This is a genomic window from Frigoribacterium salinisoli, assembly GCF_054781095.1.
The window spans coordinates 257,657-274,950 of sequence record NZ_BAAGVB010000003.1; the positions used below are offsets into that span (position 1 = coordinate 257,657).

Here is a 17,294-nt window from a genome sequence, read left to right on the forward strand (position 1 = left end):
CTACGAGCCGCACGACCGGGGCCCGGCCCCCAGGGGAGGGGACCGGGCCCGGTGCGGACGCGAGCGGCGGGATCAGGCCGCGACGCGCCTCCTGACCACCAGCACGGTGCCGCCCGTGGCGAGCAGCACGAGCGCGAGCGTCACCCAGCCGGCCAGGTCCGCACCCGTGAAGGCGAGCGCGCCGGAGGCCGTGGGCGCCGTGGCCCCGGGAGTCGCGCCCGGCACCGGCTCGGCACCGGGGGCACCGGGGGCACCGGGCAGCGCGCCGCCCTCACCGGGGTCGACGACCGGGGGCGCCGGCTCGACGGGGGCCGGGTCGCCCGGCGTCGGGTCCACCGGGACCTCGGCGTCGGCCAGGAGGTCGAGCCCCACGAGGACCGGGTCGTGGTCGCTCGCACGGAACGCGTCCGGAGCGTAGAGGGCGCTGACGTTCTGGTCGAAGCGGCTGTACTCGAGGGCGATGGCCTCGACCGAGTTGACGTTCCAGATGTCCACCCCCGTGACCACCTCGACCGCGGCCGGCGACGCGAGCACGTGGTCGAGGGAGCCGACGAGGCCGTCGAACACGTAGCTGTGCTCGTCGCCCTGCGTCGAGTCGAGCGTCGCGTAGCCCGCGTCACGGAGGTCCTGGATCGGGTCCTCCTGCGAGTAGGCGTTGAAGTCGCCCAGGAGGAAGGTCAGGTCGGTGCCCGCCTCGGCGGAGCGCTCGTCGGCGAAGGCCGCGAGGGCCGCCGCCTGGTTCCTGCGCGACTGGTTCGAGGCACCCTGCCCGTCGCCCTGGTCGGCGTCGACGCCGCTGCCGCTGCCCTTCGACTTGAAGTGGTTCGCGACGGCGACGAAGGTCGACGCGTCGCCGTCCGCCCCCGCCGGCCGGAAGGCCTGCGCGAGCGGCTGACGCGCGTTGCTGAAGGCAGGGGCCCCGAGCAGGATCGTCGACCCGCCCACCGTCTCGACGACGGCGGGCTTGTAGATGAAGGCGAGGCGGATGACGTCCTCGTTGGCCGGGACGGCCTCCGGGGAGCGCACGTAGTCCCACTCGTCCGTGCCGGCCGCCTCGTTGAGCGCGCCCACGAGCGTCGCCAGGGCCTCGTCACGGTCCTTGGGCTCGCCCGTGGCGGGGTCGGTGAAGCGGGCGGAGTTCTCGATCTCCTCGAGCGAGACCACGTCCGCGCCCAGTCCGTCGATGGCCGCGACGATCTTGGCCTGCTGGCGCTCGAGGCTCGCCGCGGTCGCCGCGCCGCGGGCGTCGCAGCCGCCGCGCACCGTGAGCGGCTCCCCGCTGCGCGAGGTGTAGTACTCGCACCCCGCGAGCTGCTCGCCCGTCGTCGTGAAGTAGTTGAGCACGTTGAAGCTGGCGAGGGCGACGTCGCCGCCCACCTCGCTCGGAGCCTGCGGTCGCACGTCCCCGAAGGTGACGGGCAGGTCCGCCGCGGGCGTCGCCCCCGAGACCGGCGCCGTCGGCTGGAAGCTCCAGGCGCGGTTGCGGTAGTCGAGGATCACGGGCTGCGTGAAGGTCACGGGAGCACCGACCGTGACGGGCGCCGCGTTCGTGAGGTACGAGATCGGCACGTCGGAGCCTGCCGCCCCGAAGAAGTTCGTGCTGCGTCCGTCGTCGAGGGTGACGCCCCGTGCCGCGACGTCGGCGAGCGCGGCGCGGTAGTCGTCGGTGCCCGGTCGGGCGATCTCCGTCGGTTGCACGAGAGGGCCGTCCCCGACCGCCAGGCGCACCGTCCCGTACTGCCCGGTCGCGTAGACGTCGGTGACCGTGTGCGCGCCCTGCGGCGCCACGAGCATGCTCTCGAGCGACTCGCGCTGGGCGTCGTCGGCGGGGAACGCGACCTCGGCCGGGACCGGCGCCTCGACGCCCGCGCCGTCGACCTGCACCAGGTCGTCCGACGTCGTCACGCGGATCTGGGTGAGACCGTCGAACTCCGACACCTGTCCGGTCACCTCGACGACGTCGCCGACGGCGACCTCCGACACCGTCTCCGCGCTGTAGACGAACAGCGCGTCGGAGGCGACGTGCGTCGAGAGGTCGAGCGCGCCTCCCGTGCCCGGGGTCTGGATCACGTAACCGGCGTACCCGCCGGTCGGGTACGCCGCCGTCACGACGCCGCTCGTCGTGAGGTAGCGACCGTCGTAGGGGCTCGTCGCTCCGGTGCCCTGCACCTCGCGGATCGGGAAGGTCCCCACCGGGGTCGTGTCGGGCGGCGTCGGCGACTCGCCACCGGAGTTCTGGGGCGTGACGGCGTCCTGCAGCACGAAGTCGGCCGCGTTGTCGTCGGTGTCGACGCCGTCGACGCGGACGTACGAGTTCGGGGTCGCGTTGGCGCCGCCCGCGACCGCCGGAGCGGTCTCGAAGCGGTTCGTGGCCCCGTAGCCGAGCACGTCGACGACGCCCGGCGTGGTCGTCCCCACGCTGCCCACGGGCAGGTCGAGCCCGCTGGGCTGCGACGCCAGCACGAGCGTGCCCTGGCCCCCGCCCGGGTTGACGCCCGTCACGAGATCGGGCTCCGGCAGCGCCTCGCCGTTCGTGCCGTTGCTGCCCATCTGGACCAGGTACGAGCCGCCAGCGGCGATGCTGCCGCTCAACGGGGCCACGTTGCCGCCGGACGGAGCGCCGGTCGAGCCCGCCGACCGGTACTGGATCGACCAGCCCGCCAGCGAGATCGACGCCGTGGTCGGGTTGTACAGCTCCACGAACTTGTGCGTGAAGGGCGCGTTCCTGCTGCCGCCCTTGAGGTAGGCCTCGGCGATGACCACGCCGGAACCGTCAGGGGCGGCCAGGGCCGCCGTCGGGGCGAGAGGAGCGAAGCAGAGCGCGAGACCGGTGGCGAGGGCCACCGGCTTCCAGGCCGAGGGTCTGGGGCGAGAGGACATGGGTTCCTTCGACGTCGAGAGGGGGACCCGACGACACTAGGAGGCCCGGCGTCCCGCCGGGTTTCCGGCGGGTGACGTCTCGGTGAACGACCCCCGTCCGGGGGACGCCCCGGTCCCCCGTCCTGCCCACCGGTGCGCGCCTCCTGCCCCGCGACGCCCCGGGCACGACGGAGGGCCCGTCACCTCGCGGTGACGGGCCCTCCGGACGGTGGTGCGACCTACTTGTCGTCGGCCTTCTCGGCCGCGTCGGCCTCGACCTCGGCGGCGGCAGCCGTCTCGGTCTCGTCCGCGACGGGCTCGCTGGCCTCGACGGTCTCGGTCTCCTCGACGGGAGCCTCCTCGACGGGGGCCTCCTCGGCGGGGGCCGGAGCAGCAGCCGTGGTGGTGCGCGACGACTTGACCTTCGGCGTCACGGGCTCCAGGACGAGCTCGATGGAGACCATCGACGCGTTGTCGCCCTTGCGGAACCCGAGCTTCGTGATGCGGGTGTAGCCGCCCTCGCGCTCGGCGACCAGCGGTGCGACCTCGGTGAAGAGGATGTGCGCGGCCTCCTTGTTGCTGCGGAGGGTCTGCATCGCGCGACGGCGCGAGTGCAGGTCGCCACGCTTGGCGAAGGTCACCAGGCGCTCGACGACGGGGCGGAGGCGCTTGGCCTTCGTCTCGGTCGTCTTGATGCTCTTGTGCTCGATGAGCGAACCGGCGAGGTTGGCGAGCATGAGGCGCTCGTGAGCCGGTCCGCCTCCGAGGCGGGGTCCCTTGGTGGGCTTGGGCATTGTCGTTTCCTCAGTGTGTGGTGTGGGCGAGTGGAGGAGACGGAGACCTTAGTTGGTCTCCTCCTCGTCGTAGCCGCTGTAGAAGTGGGCTCCGTCGAACCCGGGGACCGTGTCCTTGAGCGAGAGACCGAGCTCGACGAGCTTGTCCTTCACCTCGTCGACCGACTTCTGGCCGAAGTTGCGGATGTTCATGAGCTGCGTCTCGGACAGGGCGACGAGCTCGGACACCGTGTTGATGCCCTCGCGCTTGAGGCAGTTGTAGCTGCGCACCGAGAGGTCGAGGTCCTCGATGGGCGTCTGCAGCTCGCTCGACAGCACGGCGTCGACCGGCGCGGGGCCGATCTCGATGCCCTCGGCCGCCGTGTTGAGCTCGCGGGCCAGGCCGAAGAGCTCGGTCAGCGTGCGACCGGCCGACGCGATGGCGTCGCGCGGCGAGATCGCCGGCTTCGTCTCGACGTCGACGACCAGACGGTCGAAGTCGGTGCGCTCACCGGCACGGGTCGCCTCGACGCGGTAGGTCACCTTGAGCACGGGCGAGTAGATCGAGTCGATCGGGATCTGGCCGGCCTCGCTGAACTCGCTGCGGTTCTGCACCGCCGAGACGTAGCCGCGGCCACGCTCGATGGTGAGCTCGAGCTCGAACTTGGCGGTGTCGTTCAGCGTCGCGATGACCAGCTCGGGGTTGTGGATCTCCACGCCGGCGGGGGCCGAGATGTCGGCCGCCGTGACCTGGCCGGCGCCCTGCTTGCGCAGGTACGCCGTGATGGGCTCGTCGTGCTCGCTCGACACGACGAGCTGCTTGATGTTGAGGATGACCTCGGTGACGTCTTCCTTGACCCCGGGCACGGTCGTGAACTCGTGCAGGACGCCGTCGATGCGGATGCTCGTGACGGCGGCACCGGGGATGGACGACAGCAGGGTGCGGCGCAGCGAGTTGCCGAGGGTGTACCCGAAGCCGGGCTCGAGCGGCTCGATGACGAACCGCGAGCGGAACTCCGAGATGTTCTCCTCGGTGAGGGTGGGACGCTGTGCAATGAGCACTGTGGATTCCTTTCGGCGAAGGGTCCGCTATATGACCCTTGGCGATACGACGGGTGGCTGGCCCGTCGGTCTGACGAGTTGAGGTGCCCCTGTCGATGGTCGACCCGTCTGGTGGACGACCGTCGACGACGCGAGAGGCGGTGCTGTCGCTGGGATGCCCGCCGCGCCCCTCCCTGACGGGCGGGGCGCGGCGGGCGCGGAACTCAGATCAGACGCGGCGACGCTTGGGCGGGCGGCAACCGTTGTGCGCCTGCGGCGTGACGTCGTTGATCGAACCGACCTCCAGGCCCGCGGCCTGGAGCGAACGGATCGCCGTCTCACGACCGGAACCCGGGCCCTTGACGAAGACGTCGACCTTCTTGACGCCGTGCTCCTGCGCCTGGCGCGCCGCCGACTCGGCCGCGAGCTGCGCCGCGAACGGGGTCGACTTGCGCGAGCCCTTGAAGCCGACGGCGCCCGAGGACGCCCAGCTCAGGACGGCACCGGACGGGTCCGTGATCGAGACGATCGTGTTGTTGAACGTGCTCTTGATGTGGGCCTGGCCCACGGCGACGTTCTTCTTCTCCTTGCGGCGGGGCTTGCGCGCGGCCGACTTGGGTGCTGCCAATGTGTTCTCCTACAACCTAGATGGCGGACGGCGGTAGCCGGGCCTAGCGAGCCTTCTTCTTGCCGGCGACGGTGCGCTTCGGGCCCTTGCGGGTACGAGCGTTCGTCTTGGTGCGCTGGCCGCGCACGGGCAGGCCGCGGCGGTGGCGGATGCCCTCGTAGCTGCCGATCTCGATCTTGCGGCGGATGTCGGCGGCGACCTCGCGGCGGAGGTCGCCCTCAACCTTGTAGTTGCCCTCGATGTGGTCGCGGAGCAGGACGAGCTGGTCGTCCGTGAGGTCCTTGACGCGGATGTTGCCGTCGATCTCGGTGTCGGCAAGGGTCTTCAGCGCGCGGGTGCGTCCGACGCCGTAGATGTAGGTCAGTGCGACCTCCACGCGCTTGTCGCGCGGGATGTCAACGCCTGCTAGACGTGCCATGGTGGCTTCTCCTCGGAGAGTGGTGGAGGTCTGTCACGGCACCGGTGCCCGGGCCTCCGCCCCGGGGTGTCCCCCGCCGCGTCTCCGTGGCGGGTTCTGGTGTCGCTGGGTCTGTTCAGTTGTGGTGGTGCTGATCGCTGGTGCGACCGCGCCGCGGTGCCGGGACTAGCCCTGGCGCTGCTTGTGGCGCGGGTTCGACTTGCAGATCACCATGACGTTGCCCTTGCGGCGGATCACCTTGCAGTGCTCGCAGATGGGCTTGACGCTGGGGTTGACCTTCATCGTGTTTCCTCGTGTCTCGCTGGCTTCGTGCCCGACGGGTGCGTCGGGCCGTTCCTTCTCAACGACCTACTTGTAGCGGTAGACGATCCGGCCGCGGGTCAGGTCGTAGGGGCTGAGCTCGACGATCACACGGTCCTCGGGCAGGATGCGGATGTAGTGCTGTCGCATCTTGCCGGAGATGTGGGCGAGCACCTTGTGACCGTTGGTCAGCTCGACGCGGAACATCGCGTTGGGCAGAGCTTCGATCACCGCACCTTCGATCTCGATGACACCGTCTTTTTTGGCCATGTCTCACTAACGCTCGGAGTGGGGTGTTGGTCTTGCGGGGATGGATGTCGCGGGCACACGTGTGCGCACGGAACACCAAGGGTCGATCCTAGGTGATGGCGCTATAGTTCAGCAACCCCGGCGACGTCGACCCGACACGCCGCGCCCTGGACGACCAGAGCGGCGCTCTGCGCCGAGCGTCGTGCACGTCGCCGAGAGCACAGGAGAGACGATGGCCCCGATCAGCACCCCGACCTCCCGTCGCGGCCCTCGAGGCGTCGCGCGCCACGGTCGGCTCCCCCGCCGCGGCCCGGTGCGCACGCTGCTCGCCGTCACGGCCGGCGCACTGGCCGTCGTGCTCGTGAGCACCGTCAGCGTCGCCGCGATCGCGGTCCGGTCGGCGACGTCGGGCGTGCAGACCGTCACCCTGGGCAACGAGGCCGACGTGCGCGACCTCAGCATCGGCGCCATCCAGGGCGGCGCGAACATCCTCCTCGTCGGCAGCGACGAGCGCGAGGCCGACAGCCAGATCGACTCCGGGGTGGTCGAGGGCGTCCGCAACGACGTCAACATCCTCGTGCACCTGTCGCAGGACCAGACCCGGGTCACCGCCGTGAGCTTCCCCCGCGACCTCATGATCGACGTGCCGGCCTGCACGGGCGACGACGGCCAGCCCCACGAGGCCCGCACCTACCAGCAGTTCAACACCCTCTACGGCGAGGGCGGCATGAACTGCACCGTGACCGCCGTCGAGCAGATGACCGGGCTCTCGATCCCCTACGCGGGCAAGATCACCTTCGACGGCGTCATCGAGATGTCGAACGCCCTGGGCGGCGTCGAGGTGTGCGTGAGCCAGCCCATCCGGGACACGGACTCCGGGCTCGACCTCGGCGCCGGGGACCACACGCTCCAGGGACGCGACGCCCTCGCCTTCCTGCGCACCCGGCACGGCGTCGGCGACGGCAGCGACCTCGCGCGCATCAGCTCGCAGCAGGTGTTCCTGTCGTCGATGATGCGCAAGGTCATCTCGGGCGGCACCCTCGGCAACGTGGGGACGCTCTACAAGCTGGCCTCGGCCGCCCTGAGCAACATGACCCTGTCCTCGTCCCTGAGCTCGCCGGACTCCATCGTGCAGCTCGGCCTCGCCATGCGCGACCTGCGACCCGAGGGCATCGTCTTCGTCCAGTACCCCGTCGTCGACGACCCGTACCAGGCCGGCCGCGTCGTCGCCAGCGAGGCCGACGCCGCGACCCTCAACGGCCTCCTGCAGACCGACGCGGACTTCACCCTCGGCGACGCGGCGGAGGGACGGGGCGCCACCGTCGACGAGTCCGCCCCGCCCGCGGCGACGGCCCCCAGCGAGACCACGGCGCCCGAGGCCCCCGCCGACCCGGCCGCGCCCGGGGACGGCACGGAGCCGACGGCCCCGACGAGCGAGCCTGCGCCCGTGACCACCCTGCCGTCGACCGTCACCGGTCAGACGGCCGCCGAGTCGACCTGCTCCCAGGGCAACTCTCTCGGCTGACCCCGCTCGGCCGACCCCGCTCGGCTGGCCCAGCTCGGCCGGCCCCGCGCGGCTGGCCCCGCCGGGGTCGACGGTCGCCCGTCGTCGGTCCCGTCGCCGGTCAGGCGACGGGGACGGGCGTGACGCCCAGCGGGGCCAGGCCCGCCGCGCCACCGTCGGGGGCGGTGAGCACCCAGAGGCCGCCCTCGTGCACGGCGACGGAGTGCTCCCAGTGCGCCGAGTCGGAGCCGTCGGCCGTCGTGACCGTCCAGCCGTCGTCCTGCGTGACGGTCTCGATGCCGCCCAGGGTGACCATGGGCTCGATGGCGACCACCAGGCCCGGGCGGACGGCCGGCCCCTTCGCGCGCACGCGGTAGTGCGGCACGGAGGGCTCCTCGTGCATCGACCGACCGATGCCGTGACCGACGTAGTCCTCGAGGATCCCGAAGTCGCCCTCGTCGTCGAGGAAGTCCGAGATGGCCGCGCCGACCTCGAAGAGGTGCCGCGCCGTCGCCAGTGCCGCGATGCCGCGCCAGAGGGACTGCTCCGTGAGGTCGCTGAGCCGGCGGCGGGCGGCGACCAGCTCGGGTCGCGCGGGATCGTCGAGGACGAACGTGCGAGCGCTGTCGCCGTTCCACCCCGCGACCTGCGCGCCGCTGTCGACGGACACGATGTCGCCCGGGAGCAGGACGCGCTCCCCCGGGATCCCGTGGACCACGTCGTCGTTGACGGACGTGCAGACGGTGTGCCGGTACCCCGGCACCAGCATGAAGTTGGGCTCTCCGCCCCGCGCACGGATGACCCGTTCGGCGGCGGCGTCGAGCTCCCCGGTCGTCACCCCGGGCCGGACGAGCTCGGCGACGGCGTCCAGCGACGCCGCGGTCACCCGCCCCGGCTCGACCATGCGGCGCAGCTCGTCGGGCGTCTTGTAGATGCCCGCCCGGCGGAACGGCACGGTCAGGAGGCCTGGGTGGCGGGGACGAAGCCGCGGGCGGTCAGTGCGGCGTCGATGCGTCGCGCGACCTCGTCGATCGTGCCGAGCCCGTCGACCTCGACCACGAGACCGCGATCGCGGTAGTGGTCGATGAGCGGGGCCGTCTCGCGCAGGTAGACGTCCTGGCGGTGACGGATCGCGTCTTCCGTGTCGTCCGTGCGACCCTGCTCGAGCGCTCGGCGGCGGAGCCGCTCCACGATCGCGTCGCGGTCGGCCACGAGCTGCACGACGGCGGCGAGGGCGTGCCCCTGCCCGGCCAGCAGCTGGTCGAGGAACTCGACCTGCTGCACGGTGCGCGGGTACCCGTCGAGGAGGAACCCGTCGACCGCGTCGGGCTGGGCCAGACGATCGGCGACGAGCTCGTTCGTCAGGCTGTCGGGCACGTAGTCCCCCGCGTCGAGGATCGCCTTGACCTCCACGCCGAGGGGGGTCTCGTCGGCCACGTTCGCGCGGAAGATGTCGCCGGTCGAGATCGCCGGCACCGCATAGGCCTCGGCGATGGCCGTGGCCTGGGTGCCCTTGCCGGCGCCGGGCGGGCCGACGATCAGGAGGCGCGGGCTGAGGACGTCCGTCGTGGCGTCGGTCATCGGAGGAGCCCCTCGTAGTGGCGCTGCTGGAGCTGCGAGTCGATCTGCTTCACGGTCTCGAGACCGACGCCCACGATGATGAGGATGCTGGCGCCGCCGAACGGGAAGTTCTGGTTGGCGCCCACGGTCGCGAGGGCGATCAGGGGGATGAGGGCGATGATGCCCAGGTAGAGCGAACCCGGCAGGGTCACGCGCGTCAGGACGTAGTCGAGGTACTCCGCCGTCGGGCGACCCGCACGGATGCCGGGGATGAAGCCGCCGTACTTCTTCATGTTGTCGGCGACCTCCTCGGGGTTGAAGGTGATCGCGACGTAGAAGTACGTGAAGCCGACGATGAGAGCGAAGTACAGGACCATGTAGAGCGCGTTGTCGCCCGACGTGAGGTTCGCCTGCACCCAGCTCACCCAGGCGGGCGGGGCCGTGCCGTCGGCGGGCTGGTTGAACTGCGCCACGAGCGCGGGCAGGTACAGCAGCGACGACGCGAAGATGACGGGCACGACGCCGGCCATGTTGACCTTGATGGGGATGTAGGTGTTGTTGCCGCCGTACGTGCGCCGGCCGACCATGCGCTTGGCGTACTGCACGGGGACGCGTCGCTGGGACTGCTCGACGAAGACCACGAGCGCCATGATCAGCAGCCCGACGGCGATGACCATGAGGAAGATCTCGAAGCTGCGGGCCACCGCGATGCTCCAGAGCGCGGTCGGGAACTGGGCCGCGATCGACGTGAAGATCAGCAGGGACATGCCGTTGCCGATGCCGCGCTCGGTGATGAGCTCGCCCATCCACATGATGAGGCCGGTGCCGGCGGTCATGGTGATGACCATGAGCAGGATCGCGTACCAGGCGTCGTTCGCGATGAGCTGCGAGCACTCCGCCACGCCGGAGGAACCGAAGAGGGCGCCCGAGCGGGCGACGGTGATCAGCGTCGTGGACTGCAGGACGCCGAGCGCGATGGTGAGGTAGCGCGTGTACTGCGTCAGCTTCGCCTGACCGGTCTGGCCCTCCTTGTAGAGGGTCTCGAAGTGCGGGATCACCACGCGCAGCAGCTGCACGATGATCGACGACGTGATGTAGGGCATGATGCCCAGCGCGAAGACGGAGAGCTGCAGCAGCGCACCGCCGCTGAAGAGGTTGACGAGCTCGTACAGGCCGCTCGTGCCCTGGTTGCCCGCGAGGCACAGCTGCACGTTGCCGTAGTCGACGAACGGAGCCGGGATGAACGAACCGAGCCGGAAGAGCGCGATGATGCCGAGCGTGAACCCGATCTTCCGTCGGAGGTCGGGGGTGCGCACGATGCGCGCGACAGCTCTGAACACTGGGGCCTCCCGGCGTGAGGGGTGGACGACTGAAGGGGGCGGCCCGGGTGGGCCACCCCCTCAGGGACTTACTTGGTGACGGAACCGCCGGCCGCGAGGATCTTCTCCTCGGCCGAGCCGGAGACCTTGTCGACGGCCACCGTCAGCGCGACGGTGACGTCGCCCTGGCCGAGGACCTTGACCTTCTCGTTCTTGCGGACGGCACCCTTCGCGACGAGGTCGCCGATGGTGACCTCTCCGCCCTGGGGGTACAGCTCGGAGAGCTTGTCGAGGTTGACCACCTGGTACTCGACGCGGAACGGGTTCTTGAACCCGCGCAGCTTCGGAGTGCGCATGTGGAGGGGCATCTGCCCGCCCTCGAAGCCGACCTTGACGTTGTAGCGGGCCTTCGTGCCCTTGGTGCCACGGCCGGCGGTCTTGCCCTTGGAGCCCTCACCGCGGCCGACGCGGGTCTTGGCCTTCTTCGCACCGGCAGCCGGGCGGAGGTGGTGGACCTTCAGGACCTGCGCCCGCGCGACCGTGTCGGTCGTCTCGGCCGGGGCCGCGGCGGCGCTGGTGCGCTTCTTCGCCTTGGGAGCGGTCGCCGCAGCGGCCGTCGCCTTCGTGTTGTCGTCAGCCATTAGTCAATCTCCTCGACCTTCACGAGGTGAGCCACCGTGGCCACGTACCCGCGGTTCTGACGGTCGTCAGGGCGGACGACCGACTGGCCGATGCGCTTGAGACCGAGGCTCCGCAGCGTGTCACGCTGGTACTGCTTCTCGCTGATTACGGACTTGATCTGGGTCACCTTGAGCTGGGCGGCCATCACGCACCTGCCTTCTCGGTCGCGGCGGTGCGCGCCTCGGCCTCTGCACGGAGCAGACGCGCGGGCACGACCTGGTCGATGTCCAGGCCACGGCGGGCCGCGACGGCACGGGGCTCCTCGAGCTGCTTGAGGGCCTCGACGGTCGCGTGGACGATGTTGATCGTGTTCGACGAACCGAGCGACTTGCTCAGGACGTCGTGGATGCCGGCGCACTCGAGCACGGCGCGGACCGGACCACCCGCGATGACACCGGTACCGGCGGAGGCCGGACGCAGCATCACGACGCCGGCAGCGGCCTCGCCCTGCACGGGGTGCGGGATGGTCGCGGCGACGCGGGGAACGCGGAAGAAGTTCTTCTTGGCCTCTTCGACGCCCTTGCTGATCGCCGTGGGGACCTCGCGGGCCTTGCCGTAACCGACGCCGACCAGGCCGTTGCCGTCACCCACGACGACGAGCGCCGTGAAGCTGAAGCGACGACCGCCCTTGACGACCTTCGACACGCGGTTGATCGTGACGACGCGCTCCAGGAACTGGCTCTTGTCGTCGCGGTCGCCGCGGCCTCGGCCGCCCTGGGCGCGGTCGCCCCGGCCCTGTCCGCCGCGGCGGTCGGTGCGACCACCCTCGCGGTTGTTGGACTCGGAGCCCGCGGCCGTCTCGACGGGACGCTCGACGACGGCCTCGGCCGGAGCCTTGGTCGCCTCGGTCGTGGTCGTGGCCTCCGCGGGGGGAGTGGTGTTCGTAGCGTCGCTCACAGGTTCAAACCAGCCTCTCGGGCGCCTTCGGCGATGGCCGCGACGCGTCCGGCGTACTTGTTGCCGCCGCGATCGAACACGACGGCCTCGATGCCCGCGGTCTTGGCGCGCTCGGCGACGAGCTCGCCGACCTTGCGGGCCTTCGCGGTCTTGTCACCGTCGAACGCGCGGAGGTCGGCCTCGAGGGTCGACGCGCTGGCGACGGTGAAGCCCTTGCTGTCGTCGACGACCTGGACGAACACGTGACGTGCCGAACGGGTGACGACCAGACGCGGGCGCTCTGCGGTGCCCACGACCTTCTTGCGCAGGCGGGTGTGACGACGCTTCGTGGCGGCCGTCTTGCTCTTTCCTCGTGTACCGAGACCCATGATCACTTACCTGACTTTCCGGCCTTGCGGCGGACGACCTCGCCCGCGTAGCGGACGCCCTTGCCCTTGTAGGGCTCGGGCTTGCGCAGCTTGCGGATGTTGGCAGCCACCTCGCCGACGGCCTGCTTGTCGATGCCGACGACGGTGAGCTTGTTGTTGCCCTCGACCGTGAAGCTGATGCCCGCGGGCGGCTCGACGGTGATGGGGTGCGAGTAACCGAGCGCGAACTCGACGTTCGAGCCCTTCGCCTGCACGCGGTAACCGGTGCCGACGACCTCGAGGCCCTTGGTGTAGCCCTGGGTCACGCCGGTGATCTGGTTGGCGATGAGGGTGCGCGTGAGGCCGTGGAGCGAGCGCGACTCGCGCTCGTCGTCGGGACGGGTCACGACGACCGTGCCCTCTTCGACCTTGGCTTCGATGGGGCTGGCGACGGTGAGCGACAGCTCACCCTTCGGGCCCTTGACGGTGACGGCCTGGCCGTCGATCTTCACGTCGACCCCCGCGGGGATCGAGATGGGGAGGCGTCCGATACGAGACATGACGAGTTACCACACGTAGGCGAGGACTTCTCCGCCTACGCCCTTCTTCTGGGCCTCACGGTCGGTCAGGAGACCGGAGGACGTCGACAGGATGGCGACACCGAGGCCACCGAGGACCTGGGGGATCTCGGTCGACTTGGCGTAGACCCGGAGGCCGGGCTTGGACACGCGCTTGATGCCCACGAACGAGCGCTCACGGGCGGAGCCGTACTTGAGCTCGATGGAGAGCGTCTGTCCGACGCGGGCCTCCTCGACCTTCCAGCCGCTGATGAAACCCTCCTTCTTGAGGATCTCGGCGATGTGGGTCTTGAGCTTGCTGCTCGGCATCGACACGGACTCGTGGTGAGCCGAGTTCGCGTTGCGCAGTCTGGTCAGCAGGTCTGCGACCGGATCTGTCATCGTCATGCGATTGATCTCTTCCTCGCCCGGTTTCGGCACCTGGTACACCAGGGGCCGACCTTCGCGATCAGGGGTGGGCTCGGAGCGGTTCTCCGAGCCTCAGGGGAACGGCCGGCAACGCCGCGTGGCGTTGCCGACCGTCCGATCTTACTGGGTGCTACTGCCCGGCCGAGTCGTCCGTACGGAACGGGAAGCCGAGCGCCTTGAGCAGCGCACGACCCTCGTCGTCGTTCTTGGCGGTGGTCACGACGGTGATGTCGAAGCCACGCACGCGGTCGATGCGGTCCTGGTCGATCTCGTGGAACATGCTCTGCTCGCTGAGACCGAAGGTGTAGTTGCCGTTGCCGTCGAACTGCTTGGGGCTCAGCCCGCGGAAGTCGCGGATGCGCGGCAGGGCGAGCGACAGGAGGCGGTCCAGGAACTCCCAGGCGCGGTCGCCACGCAGGGTGACGTGGGCGCCGATGGGCTGACCCTCGCGCAGCTTGAACTGTGCGATGGACTTGCGCGCCTTGGTGACCTGCGGCTTCTGACCGGTGATGGCGGTGAGGTCCTTGACCGCGCCGTCGATGATCTTGCTGTCGCGGGCTGCCTCGCCGACGCCGGTGTTCACGACGATCTTGACCAGGCCGGGGACCTGGTGGACGTTCGAGAACTCGAACTGCTCCTTGAGCTGGGGCAGGATCTCGGCGCGGTACTTGGCCTTGAGGCGCGGCTGGACGGTGCCGGCCTGCACTGCGGTGGTGTCAGTCATCAGAGGGTCTCACCCGACTTCTTGGCGTAACGGACGCGGACGGTCTTGGACACGCCGTCCTTCGTCACCGTCTCCTCGCGGTGTCCCACGCGGGTCGGCTTCTTGGTCTTGGGGTCGACCACGGCCACGTTGGACACGTGGATCGGAGCCTCGTGCGTCTCGATGCCGCCGGTCTTGGAGCCGCGCTGCGTCTGTCCGACGCGCACGTGCTTCGTGACCAGGTTGATGCCCTCGACGACGACGCGGTTGCGCTCGACGAGGACCTCGAGGACCTTGCCCTGCTTGCCGCGGTCGCCGCCACGCGCCTGCGTGGCACCGCTGATGACCTGCACGAGGTCACCCTTCTTGATGTTCGCCATGACTAAATGACCTCCGGCGCCAGCGAGATGATCTTCATGAACTTCTTGTCGCGGAGCTCGCGACCGACCGGTCCGAAGATGCGCGTGCCACGAGGGTCACCGTCCGCCTTCAAGATCACTGCGGCGTTCTCGTCGAACTTGATGTAGGAGCCGTCCGTGCGACGGACCTCCTTCTTGGTGCGGACGATGACCGCCTTGACGACGTCGCCCTTCTTCACGTTGCCGCCCGGGATGGCGTCCTTCACCGTCGCGACGATGACGTCGCCGAGGCCGGCGTACCGACGACCGGAGCCGCCGAGCACGCGGATGGTGAGGATCTCCTTGGCACCGGTGTTGTCGGCGACCTTGAGGCGGGATTCCTGCTGGATCACTTCTGTCTCCTTCTGCGCGAGCAGGCCGCGGGGCCTACTTCGCCCTCTCGAGGATCTCGACCAGGCGCCAGCGCTTGGAGGCGCTCAACGGACGGGTCTCGCTGATCACGACGAGGTCGCCGACGCCGGCCGAGTTGGCCTCGTCGTGCACCTTGACCTTGGAGGTGCGGCGGATGACCTTGCCGTACAGGGGGTGCTTGACGCGGTCCTCGACCTCGACGACGACGGTCTTGTCCATCTTGTCGCTGGTCACGTAGCCGCGGCGCGTCTTGCGGTACCCGCGAGCCTCCACGGCTGCCGAGTCGAGCTCGGCCTTGTTCTCGGTGGCCATCAGTTCTCCTCGGCGGTGTCGGCGTCGGCCTGTGCGGCCGGCTTCTCGGCAGCCTTCTTGGTCTTCTTGGTCGCCTTGGGGGCGGCCTCGACCGGGGCGGGGGTGGCACGGATGCCGAGCTCGCGCTCACGCAGGACCGTGTAGATGCGGGCGATGTCCCGCTTGACGGCCCGAAGTCGGCCGTGGCTCTCGAGCTGGCCCGTGGCCGACTGGAAGCGGAGGTTGAAGAGTTCTTCCTTCGCCTTCTTCAGCTCGTCGACCAGGCGCTCGTCCTCGAAGGTGTCGAGCTCGGTCGGGCGGAGCTCCTTGGATCCGATCGCCATCAGGCGTCTCCCTCCTCGCGCTTGATGATGCGTGCCTTGAGGGGCAGCTTGTGGATTGCACGAGTGAGCGCCTCCTTGGCGATCTCCTCGCTGACGCCGCTGAGCTCGAAGAGCACGCGACCCGGCTTGACGTTGGCGACCCACCACTCGGGCGAGCCCTTGCCGGAACCCATGCGGGTCTCGGCGGGCTTCTTCGTGAGCGGACGGTCGGGGTAGATGTTGATCCACACCTTGCCGCCACGCTTGATGTGACGCGTCATGGCGATACGAGCGGACTCGATCTGACGGTTGGTCACGTAAGCGGGCGTGAGGGCCTGGATGCCGTACTCACCGAACGACACCTTCGTGCCACCGGTGGCCTGGCCGCTGCGACCGGGGTGGTGCTGCTTCCGGTGCTTGACTCGACGGGGGATAAGCATGGTTACGCCTCAGCTCCTGCGGTGACGGGAGCGTCCTGCTGCTGCGGGGCACGGTTGCCGCCGCCGCGGCGTCCGCCGTCACGGTCGTTACGGTCGTTGCGACGCTCGGGGCGCGACGACTTCTGGTTCGCCTGCTCGCGGGCGAGCTCCTTGTTGGTGATGTCGCCCTTGTAGATCCAGACCTTCACGCCGATGCGGCCGAAGGTGGTCTTCGCCTCGTAGAAGCCGTAGTCGATGTTCGCGCGGAGCGTGTGCAGGGGCACGCGACCCTCGCGGTAGAACTCCGAACGGCTCATCTCGGCGCCGCCGAGGCGGCCCGACACCTGGATCCGGACGCCCTTGGCGCCGGCGCGCTGGGCGCCCTGGAGCCCCTTGCGCATCGCGCGGCGGAAGGCCACGCGGGCGGAGAGCTGCTCGGCGATGCCCTGGGCGACCAGCTGGGCCTCGGCCTCGGGGTTCTTGACCTCGAGGATGTTCAGCTGGATCTGCTTGCCCGTGAGCTTCTCGAGGTCGCCGCGGATGCGCTCGGCCTCGGCGCCACGACGACCGATCACGATGCCCGGACGGGCGGTGTGGATGTCGACGCGGACGCGGTCACGGGTGCGCTCGATCTCGATGCGCGCCACGCCGGCGCGGTCCAGCGAGGTCTTGAGCAGGTTGCGGATCTTGACGTCCTCGGCGACGAAGTCGCTGTAACGCTGACCGGGCTTCGTGCTGTCGGCGAACCACCGCGACACGTGGTCGGTGGTGATGCCCAGACGGAAGCCGTACGGGTTGACCTTCTGGCCCATTACTTGCTCGCCTTCTTCGTAGCAGCGGCAGCCTCGACCTCATCGGGCGTCGCGAGGACGATCGTGATGTGGCTGGTGCGCTTCAGGATCTTGAACGCACGACCCTGGGCACGCGGCTGGAACCGCTTCAGGGTGGCGCCCTGGTCGACGAAGGCACGGCTCACGTAGAGGTCCTGCTCGTCGAGGGGGCTGTTCTGGGAGTCCGCCTTGACCCGTGCGTTGGCCATGGCCGACGCGACGAGCTTGTAGACGGGCTCGCTCGCGCCCTGGGGCGCGAACTTCAGGATGGCCAGGGCCTCGAGGGCCTGCTTGCCGCGGATCATGTCGACGACACGGCGGGCCTTCATGGGGGTGACGCGGATGTGTCGCACGCGGGCGATCGACTCCACCATTTCTCTCCTCCTCATTCGTCAC

Annotated in this window: 25 protein-coding genes; 1 reads left to right on the top strand and 24 read right to left on the bottom strand. The window is 69.8% G+C overall.

Annotated elements, in window-relative coordinates:
* Nucleotides 1-72: 72 nt before the first annotated feature.
* The 7 genes from ACYVHQ_RS09175 to infA form a co-directional block, all read right to left on the bottom strand.
* Nucleotides 73-2,880 carry an ExeM/NucH family extracellular endonuclease gene (locus ACYVHQ_RS09175; protein ID WP_460512287.1) on the bottom strand — a complete coding sequence of 936 codons (2,808 nt, stop codon included), beginning with the start codon at nt 2,878-2,880 and terminating at the stop codon, nt 73-75.
* Between the two features lie 218 nt (nt 2,881-3,098).
* Entirely contained in the window at nt 3,099-3,653 is a 555-nt protein-coding gene (gene rplQ / locus ACYVHQ_RS09180; protein ID WP_460512289.1) for a 50S ribosomal protein L17, read from the bottom strand.
* 48 nt (nt 3,654-3,701) lie between these two features.
* Nucleotides 3,702-4,694 carry a DNA-directed RNA polymerase subunit alpha gene (locus ACYVHQ_RS09185; RefSeq protein WP_460512291.1) on the bottom strand — a complete coding sequence of 331 codons (993 nt, stop codon included), beginning with the start codon at nt 4,692-4,694 and terminating at the stop codon, nt 3,702-3,704.
* Nucleotides 4,695-4,902: 208 nt separating this feature from the next.
* On the bottom strand, nt 4,903-5,301 hold the full coding sequence (gene rpsK, locus ACYVHQ_RS09190) for a 30S ribosomal protein S11 (RefSeq protein WP_055799944.1): 399 nt from the start codon (nt 5,299-5,301) through the stop codon (nt 4,903-4,905).
* A gap of 43 nt (nt 5,302-5,344) precedes the next feature.
* Complete coding sequence (rpsM, locus tag ACYVHQ_RS09195; RefSeq protein WP_460512293.1) at nt 5,345-5,719, bottom strand: 30S ribosomal protein S13; 375 nt, start codon at nt 5,717-5,719, stop codon at nt 5,345-5,347.
* Between the two features lie 165 nt (nt 5,720-5,884).
* The gene (gene rpmJ / locus ACYVHQ_RS09200; RefSeq protein WP_043593327.1) at nt 5,885-6,001 is read right to left on the bottom strand and encodes a 50S ribosomal protein L36; all 117 of its coding nucleotides are present in this window, start codon (nt 5,999-6,001) and stop codon (nt 5,885-5,887) included.
* Nucleotides 6,002-6,067: 66 nt separating this feature from the next.
* The gene (gene infA, locus ACYVHQ_RS09205) at nt 6,068-6,289 is read right to left on the bottom strand and encodes a translation initiation factor IF-1 (RefSeq protein WP_055857193.1); all 222 of its coding nucleotides are present in this window, start codon (nt 6,287-6,289) and stop codon (nt 6,068-6,070) included.
* Nucleotides 6,290-6,500: 211 nt separating this feature from the next.
* Between infA and ACYVHQ_RS09210 the strand changes: the two genes are divergently transcribed.
* Nucleotides 6,501-7,793, top strand: a complete 1,293-nt coding sequence (locus tag ACYVHQ_RS09210) for an LCP family protein (protein ID WP_460512296.1) — start codon at nt 6,501-6,503, stop codon at nt 7,791-7,793.
* A 100-nt stretch (nt 7,794-7,893) separates the two neighbouring features.
* On the opposite strand, the gene map is transcribed toward ACYVHQ_RS09210, so the two are convergent.
* The 17 genes from map to rplV form a co-directional block, all read right to left on the bottom strand.
* Nucleotides 7,894-8,727: a type I methionyl aminopeptidase gene (gene map, locus ACYVHQ_RS09215; RefSeq protein ID WP_460512298.1), complete on the bottom strand. Its 834-nt coding sequence runs from the start codon at nt 8,725-8,727 to the stop codon at nt 7,894-7,896.
* 2 nt (nt 8,728-8,729) lie between these two features.
* Nucleotides 8,730-9,353, bottom strand: coding sequence for an adenylate kinase (locus ACYVHQ_RS09220; protein WP_460512300.1), 624 nt, complete (start codon nt 9,351-9,353; stop codon nt 8,730-8,732).
* Complete coding sequence (secY, locus tag ACYVHQ_RS09225) at nt 9,350-10,672, bottom strand: preprotein translocase subunit SecY (protein ID WP_460512302.1); 1,323 nt, start codon at nt 10,670-10,672, stop codon at nt 9,350-9,352. Before secY ends, ACYVHQ_RS09220 begins: the two co-directional genes overlap by 4 nt.
* A gap of 68 nt (nt 10,673-10,740) precedes the next feature.
* Nucleotides 10,741-11,292, bottom strand: coding sequence for a 50S ribosomal protein L15 (gene rplO, locus ACYVHQ_RS09230; RefSeq protein ID WP_460512304.1), 552 nt, complete (start codon nt 11,290-11,292; stop codon nt 10,741-10,743).
* Nucleotides 11,292-11,477 carry a 50S ribosomal protein L30 gene (gene rpmD, locus ACYVHQ_RS09235; protein WP_460512306.1) on the bottom strand — a complete coding sequence of 62 codons (186 nt, stop codon included), beginning with the start codon at nt 11,475-11,477 and terminating at the stop codon, nt 11,292-11,294. The genes rplO and rpmD overlap by 1 nt, the downstream gene beginning before the upstream one ends.
* Nucleotides 11,477-12,229 (bottom strand): 30S ribosomal protein S5, encoded by a 753-nt coding sequence (gene rpsE, locus ACYVHQ_RS09240; RefSeq protein WP_460512308.1) that lies wholly within the window; start codon nt 12,227-12,229, stop codon nt 11,477-11,479. Before rpsE ends, rpmD begins: the two co-directional genes overlap by 1 nt.
* The gene (gene rplR / locus ACYVHQ_RS09245) at nt 12,226-12,597 is read right to left on the bottom strand and encodes a 50S ribosomal protein L18 (protein WP_460512588.1); all 372 of its coding nucleotides are present in this window, start codon (nt 12,595-12,597) and stop codon (nt 12,226-12,228) included. Before rplR ends, rpsE begins: the two co-directional genes overlap by 4 nt.
* 2 nt (nt 12,598-12,599) lie before the next feature.
* Nucleotides 12,600-13,136: a 50S ribosomal protein L6 gene (gene rplF, locus ACYVHQ_RS09250; RefSeq protein ID WP_460512310.1), complete on the bottom strand. Its 537-nt coding sequence runs from the start codon at nt 13,134-13,136 to the stop codon at nt 12,600-12,602.
* A gap of 6 nt (nt 13,137-13,142) precedes the next feature.
* On the bottom strand, nt 13,143-13,541 hold the full coding sequence (gene rpsH / locus ACYVHQ_RS09255; RefSeq protein WP_460512312.1) for a 30S ribosomal protein S8: 399 nt from the start codon (nt 13,539-13,541) through the stop codon (nt 13,143-13,145).
* A 151-nt stretch (nt 13,542-13,692) separates the two neighbouring features.
* Nucleotides 13,693-14,286 (bottom strand): 50S ribosomal protein L5, encoded by a 594-nt coding sequence (gene rplE / locus ACYVHQ_RS09260; protein WP_460512314.1) that lies wholly within the window; start codon nt 14,284-14,286, stop codon nt 13,693-13,695.
* Nucleotides 14,286-14,645: a 50S ribosomal protein L24 gene (gene rplX, locus ACYVHQ_RS09265; RefSeq protein ID WP_460512316.1), complete on the bottom strand. Its 360-nt coding sequence runs from the start codon at nt 14,643-14,645 to the stop codon at nt 14,286-14,288. Before rplX ends, rplE begins: the two co-directional genes overlap by 1 nt.
* Before the next feature lie 2 nt (nt 14,646-14,647).
* Complete coding sequence (gene rplN, locus ACYVHQ_RS09270; RefSeq protein ID WP_119867530.1) at nt 14,648-15,016, bottom strand: 50S ribosomal protein L14; 369 nt, start codon at nt 15,014-15,016, stop codon at nt 14,648-14,650.
* 34 nt (nt 15,017-15,050) lie between these two features.
* Entirely contained in the window at nt 15,051-15,347 is a 297-nt protein-coding gene (gene rpsQ, locus ACYVHQ_RS09275; RefSeq protein ID WP_460512318.1) for a 30S ribosomal protein S17, read from the bottom strand.
* The gene (rpmC, locus tag ACYVHQ_RS09280; RefSeq protein WP_460512320.1) at nt 15,347-15,670 is read right to left on the bottom strand and encodes a 50S ribosomal protein L29; all 324 of its coding nucleotides are present in this window, start codon (nt 15,668-15,670) and stop codon (nt 15,347-15,349) included. The genes rpsQ and rpmC overlap by 1 nt, the downstream gene beginning before the upstream one ends.
* Nucleotides 15,670-16,089 (bottom strand): 50S ribosomal protein L16, encoded by a 420-nt coding sequence (rplP, locus tag ACYVHQ_RS09285; RefSeq protein WP_043593355.1) that lies wholly within the window; start codon nt 16,087-16,089, stop codon nt 15,670-15,672. The genes rpmC and rplP overlap by 1 nt, the downstream gene beginning before the upstream one ends.
* A 2-nt stretch (nt 16,090-16,091) precedes the next feature.
* On the bottom strand, nt 16,092-16,880 hold the full coding sequence (rpsC, locus tag ACYVHQ_RS09290; protein ID WP_460512322.1) for a 30S ribosomal protein S3: 789 nt from the start codon (nt 16,878-16,880) through the stop codon (nt 16,092-16,094).
* Nucleotides 16,880-17,272, bottom strand: a complete 393-nt coding sequence (gene rplV / locus ACYVHQ_RS09295) for a 50S ribosomal protein L22 (protein WP_460512324.1) — start codon at nt 17,270-17,272, stop codon at nt 16,880-16,882. The genes rpsC and rplV overlap by 1 nt, the downstream gene beginning before the upstream one ends.
* Nucleotides 17,273-17,294: the final 22 nt, after the last annotated feature.

What these genes read in the sequence shown, in the direction of transcription:
- ACYVHQ_RS09175 (WP_460512287.1), bottom strand. Translation starts at nt 2,880, where the DNA reads ATGTCCTCTCGCCCCAGACCCTCGGCCTGGAAGCCGGTGGCCCTCGCC.
- rplQ (WP_460512289.1), bottom strand. Translation starts at nt 3,653, where the DNA reads ATGCCCAAGCCCACCAAGGGACCCCGCCTCGGAGGCGGACCGGCTCAC.
- rpsM (WP_460512293.1), bottom strand. Translation starts at nt 5,719, where the DNA reads ATGGCACGTCTAGCAGGCGTTGACATCCCGCGCGACAAGCGCGTGGAG.
- rpmJ (WP_043593327.1), bottom strand. Translation starts at nt 6,001, where the DNA reads ATGAAGGTCAACCCCAGCGTCAAGCCCATCTGCGAGCACTGCAAGGTG.
- infA (WP_055857193.1), bottom strand. Translation starts at nt 6,289, where the DNA reads ATGGCCAAAAAAGACGGTGTCATCGAGATCGAAGGTGCGGTGATCGAA.
- ACYVHQ_RS09210 (WP_460512296.1), top strand. Translation starts at nt 6,501, where the DNA reads ATGGCCCCGATCAGCACCCCGACCTCCCGTCGCGGCCCTCGAGGCGTC.
- ACYVHQ_RS09220 (WP_460512300.1), bottom strand. Translation starts at nt 9,353, where the DNA reads ATGACCGACGCCACGACGGACGTCCTCAGCCCGCGCCTCCTGATCGTC.
- rplO (WP_460512304.1), bottom strand. Translation starts at nt 11,292, where the DNA reads ATGGCTGACGACAACACGAAGGCGACGGCCGCTGCGGCGACCGCTCCC.
- rpmD (WP_460512306.1), bottom strand. Translation starts at nt 11,477, where the DNA reads ATGGCCGCCCAGCTCAAGGTGACCCAGATCAAGTCCGTAATCAGCGAG.
- rplR (WP_460512588.1), bottom strand. Translation starts at nt 12,597, where the DNA reads ATGGGTCTCGGTACACGAGGAAAGAGCAAGACGGCCGCCACGAAGCGT.
- rplF (WP_460512310.1), bottom strand. Translation starts at nt 13,136, where the DNA reads ATGTCTCGTATCGGACGCCTCCCCATCTCGATCCCCGCGGGGGTCGAC.
- rpsH (WP_460512312.1), bottom strand. Translation starts at nt 13,541, where the DNA reads ATGACGATGACAGATCCGGTCGCAGACCTGCTGACCAGACTGCGCAAC.
- rplE (WP_460512314.1), bottom strand. Translation starts at nt 14,286, where the DNA reads ATGACTGACACCACCGCAGTGCAGGCCGGCACCGTCCAGCCGCGCCTC.
- rplX (WP_460512316.1), bottom strand. Translation starts at nt 14,645, where the DNA reads ATGGCGAACATCAAGAAGGGTGACCTCGTGCAGGTCATCAGCGGTGCC.
- rpsQ (WP_460512318.1), bottom strand. Translation starts at nt 15,347, where the DNA reads ATGGCCACCGAGAACAAGGCCGAGCTCGACTCGGCAGCCGTGGAGGCT.
- rpmC (WP_460512320.1), bottom strand. Translation starts at nt 15,670, where the DNA reads ATGGCGATCGGATCCAAGGAGCTCCGCCCGACCGAGCTCGACACCTTC.
- rplP (WP_043593355.1), bottom strand. Translation starts at nt 16,089, where the DNA reads ATGCTTATCCCCCGTCGAGTCAAGCACCGGAAGCAGCACCACCCCGGT.
- rpsC (WP_460512322.1), bottom strand. Translation starts at nt 16,880, where the DNA reads ATGGGCCAGAAGGTCAACCCGTACGGCTTCCGTCTGGGCATCACCACC.
- rplV (WP_460512324.1), bottom strand. Translation starts at nt 17,272, where the DNA reads ATGGTGGAGTCGATCGCCCGCGTGCGACACATCCGCGTCACCCCCATG.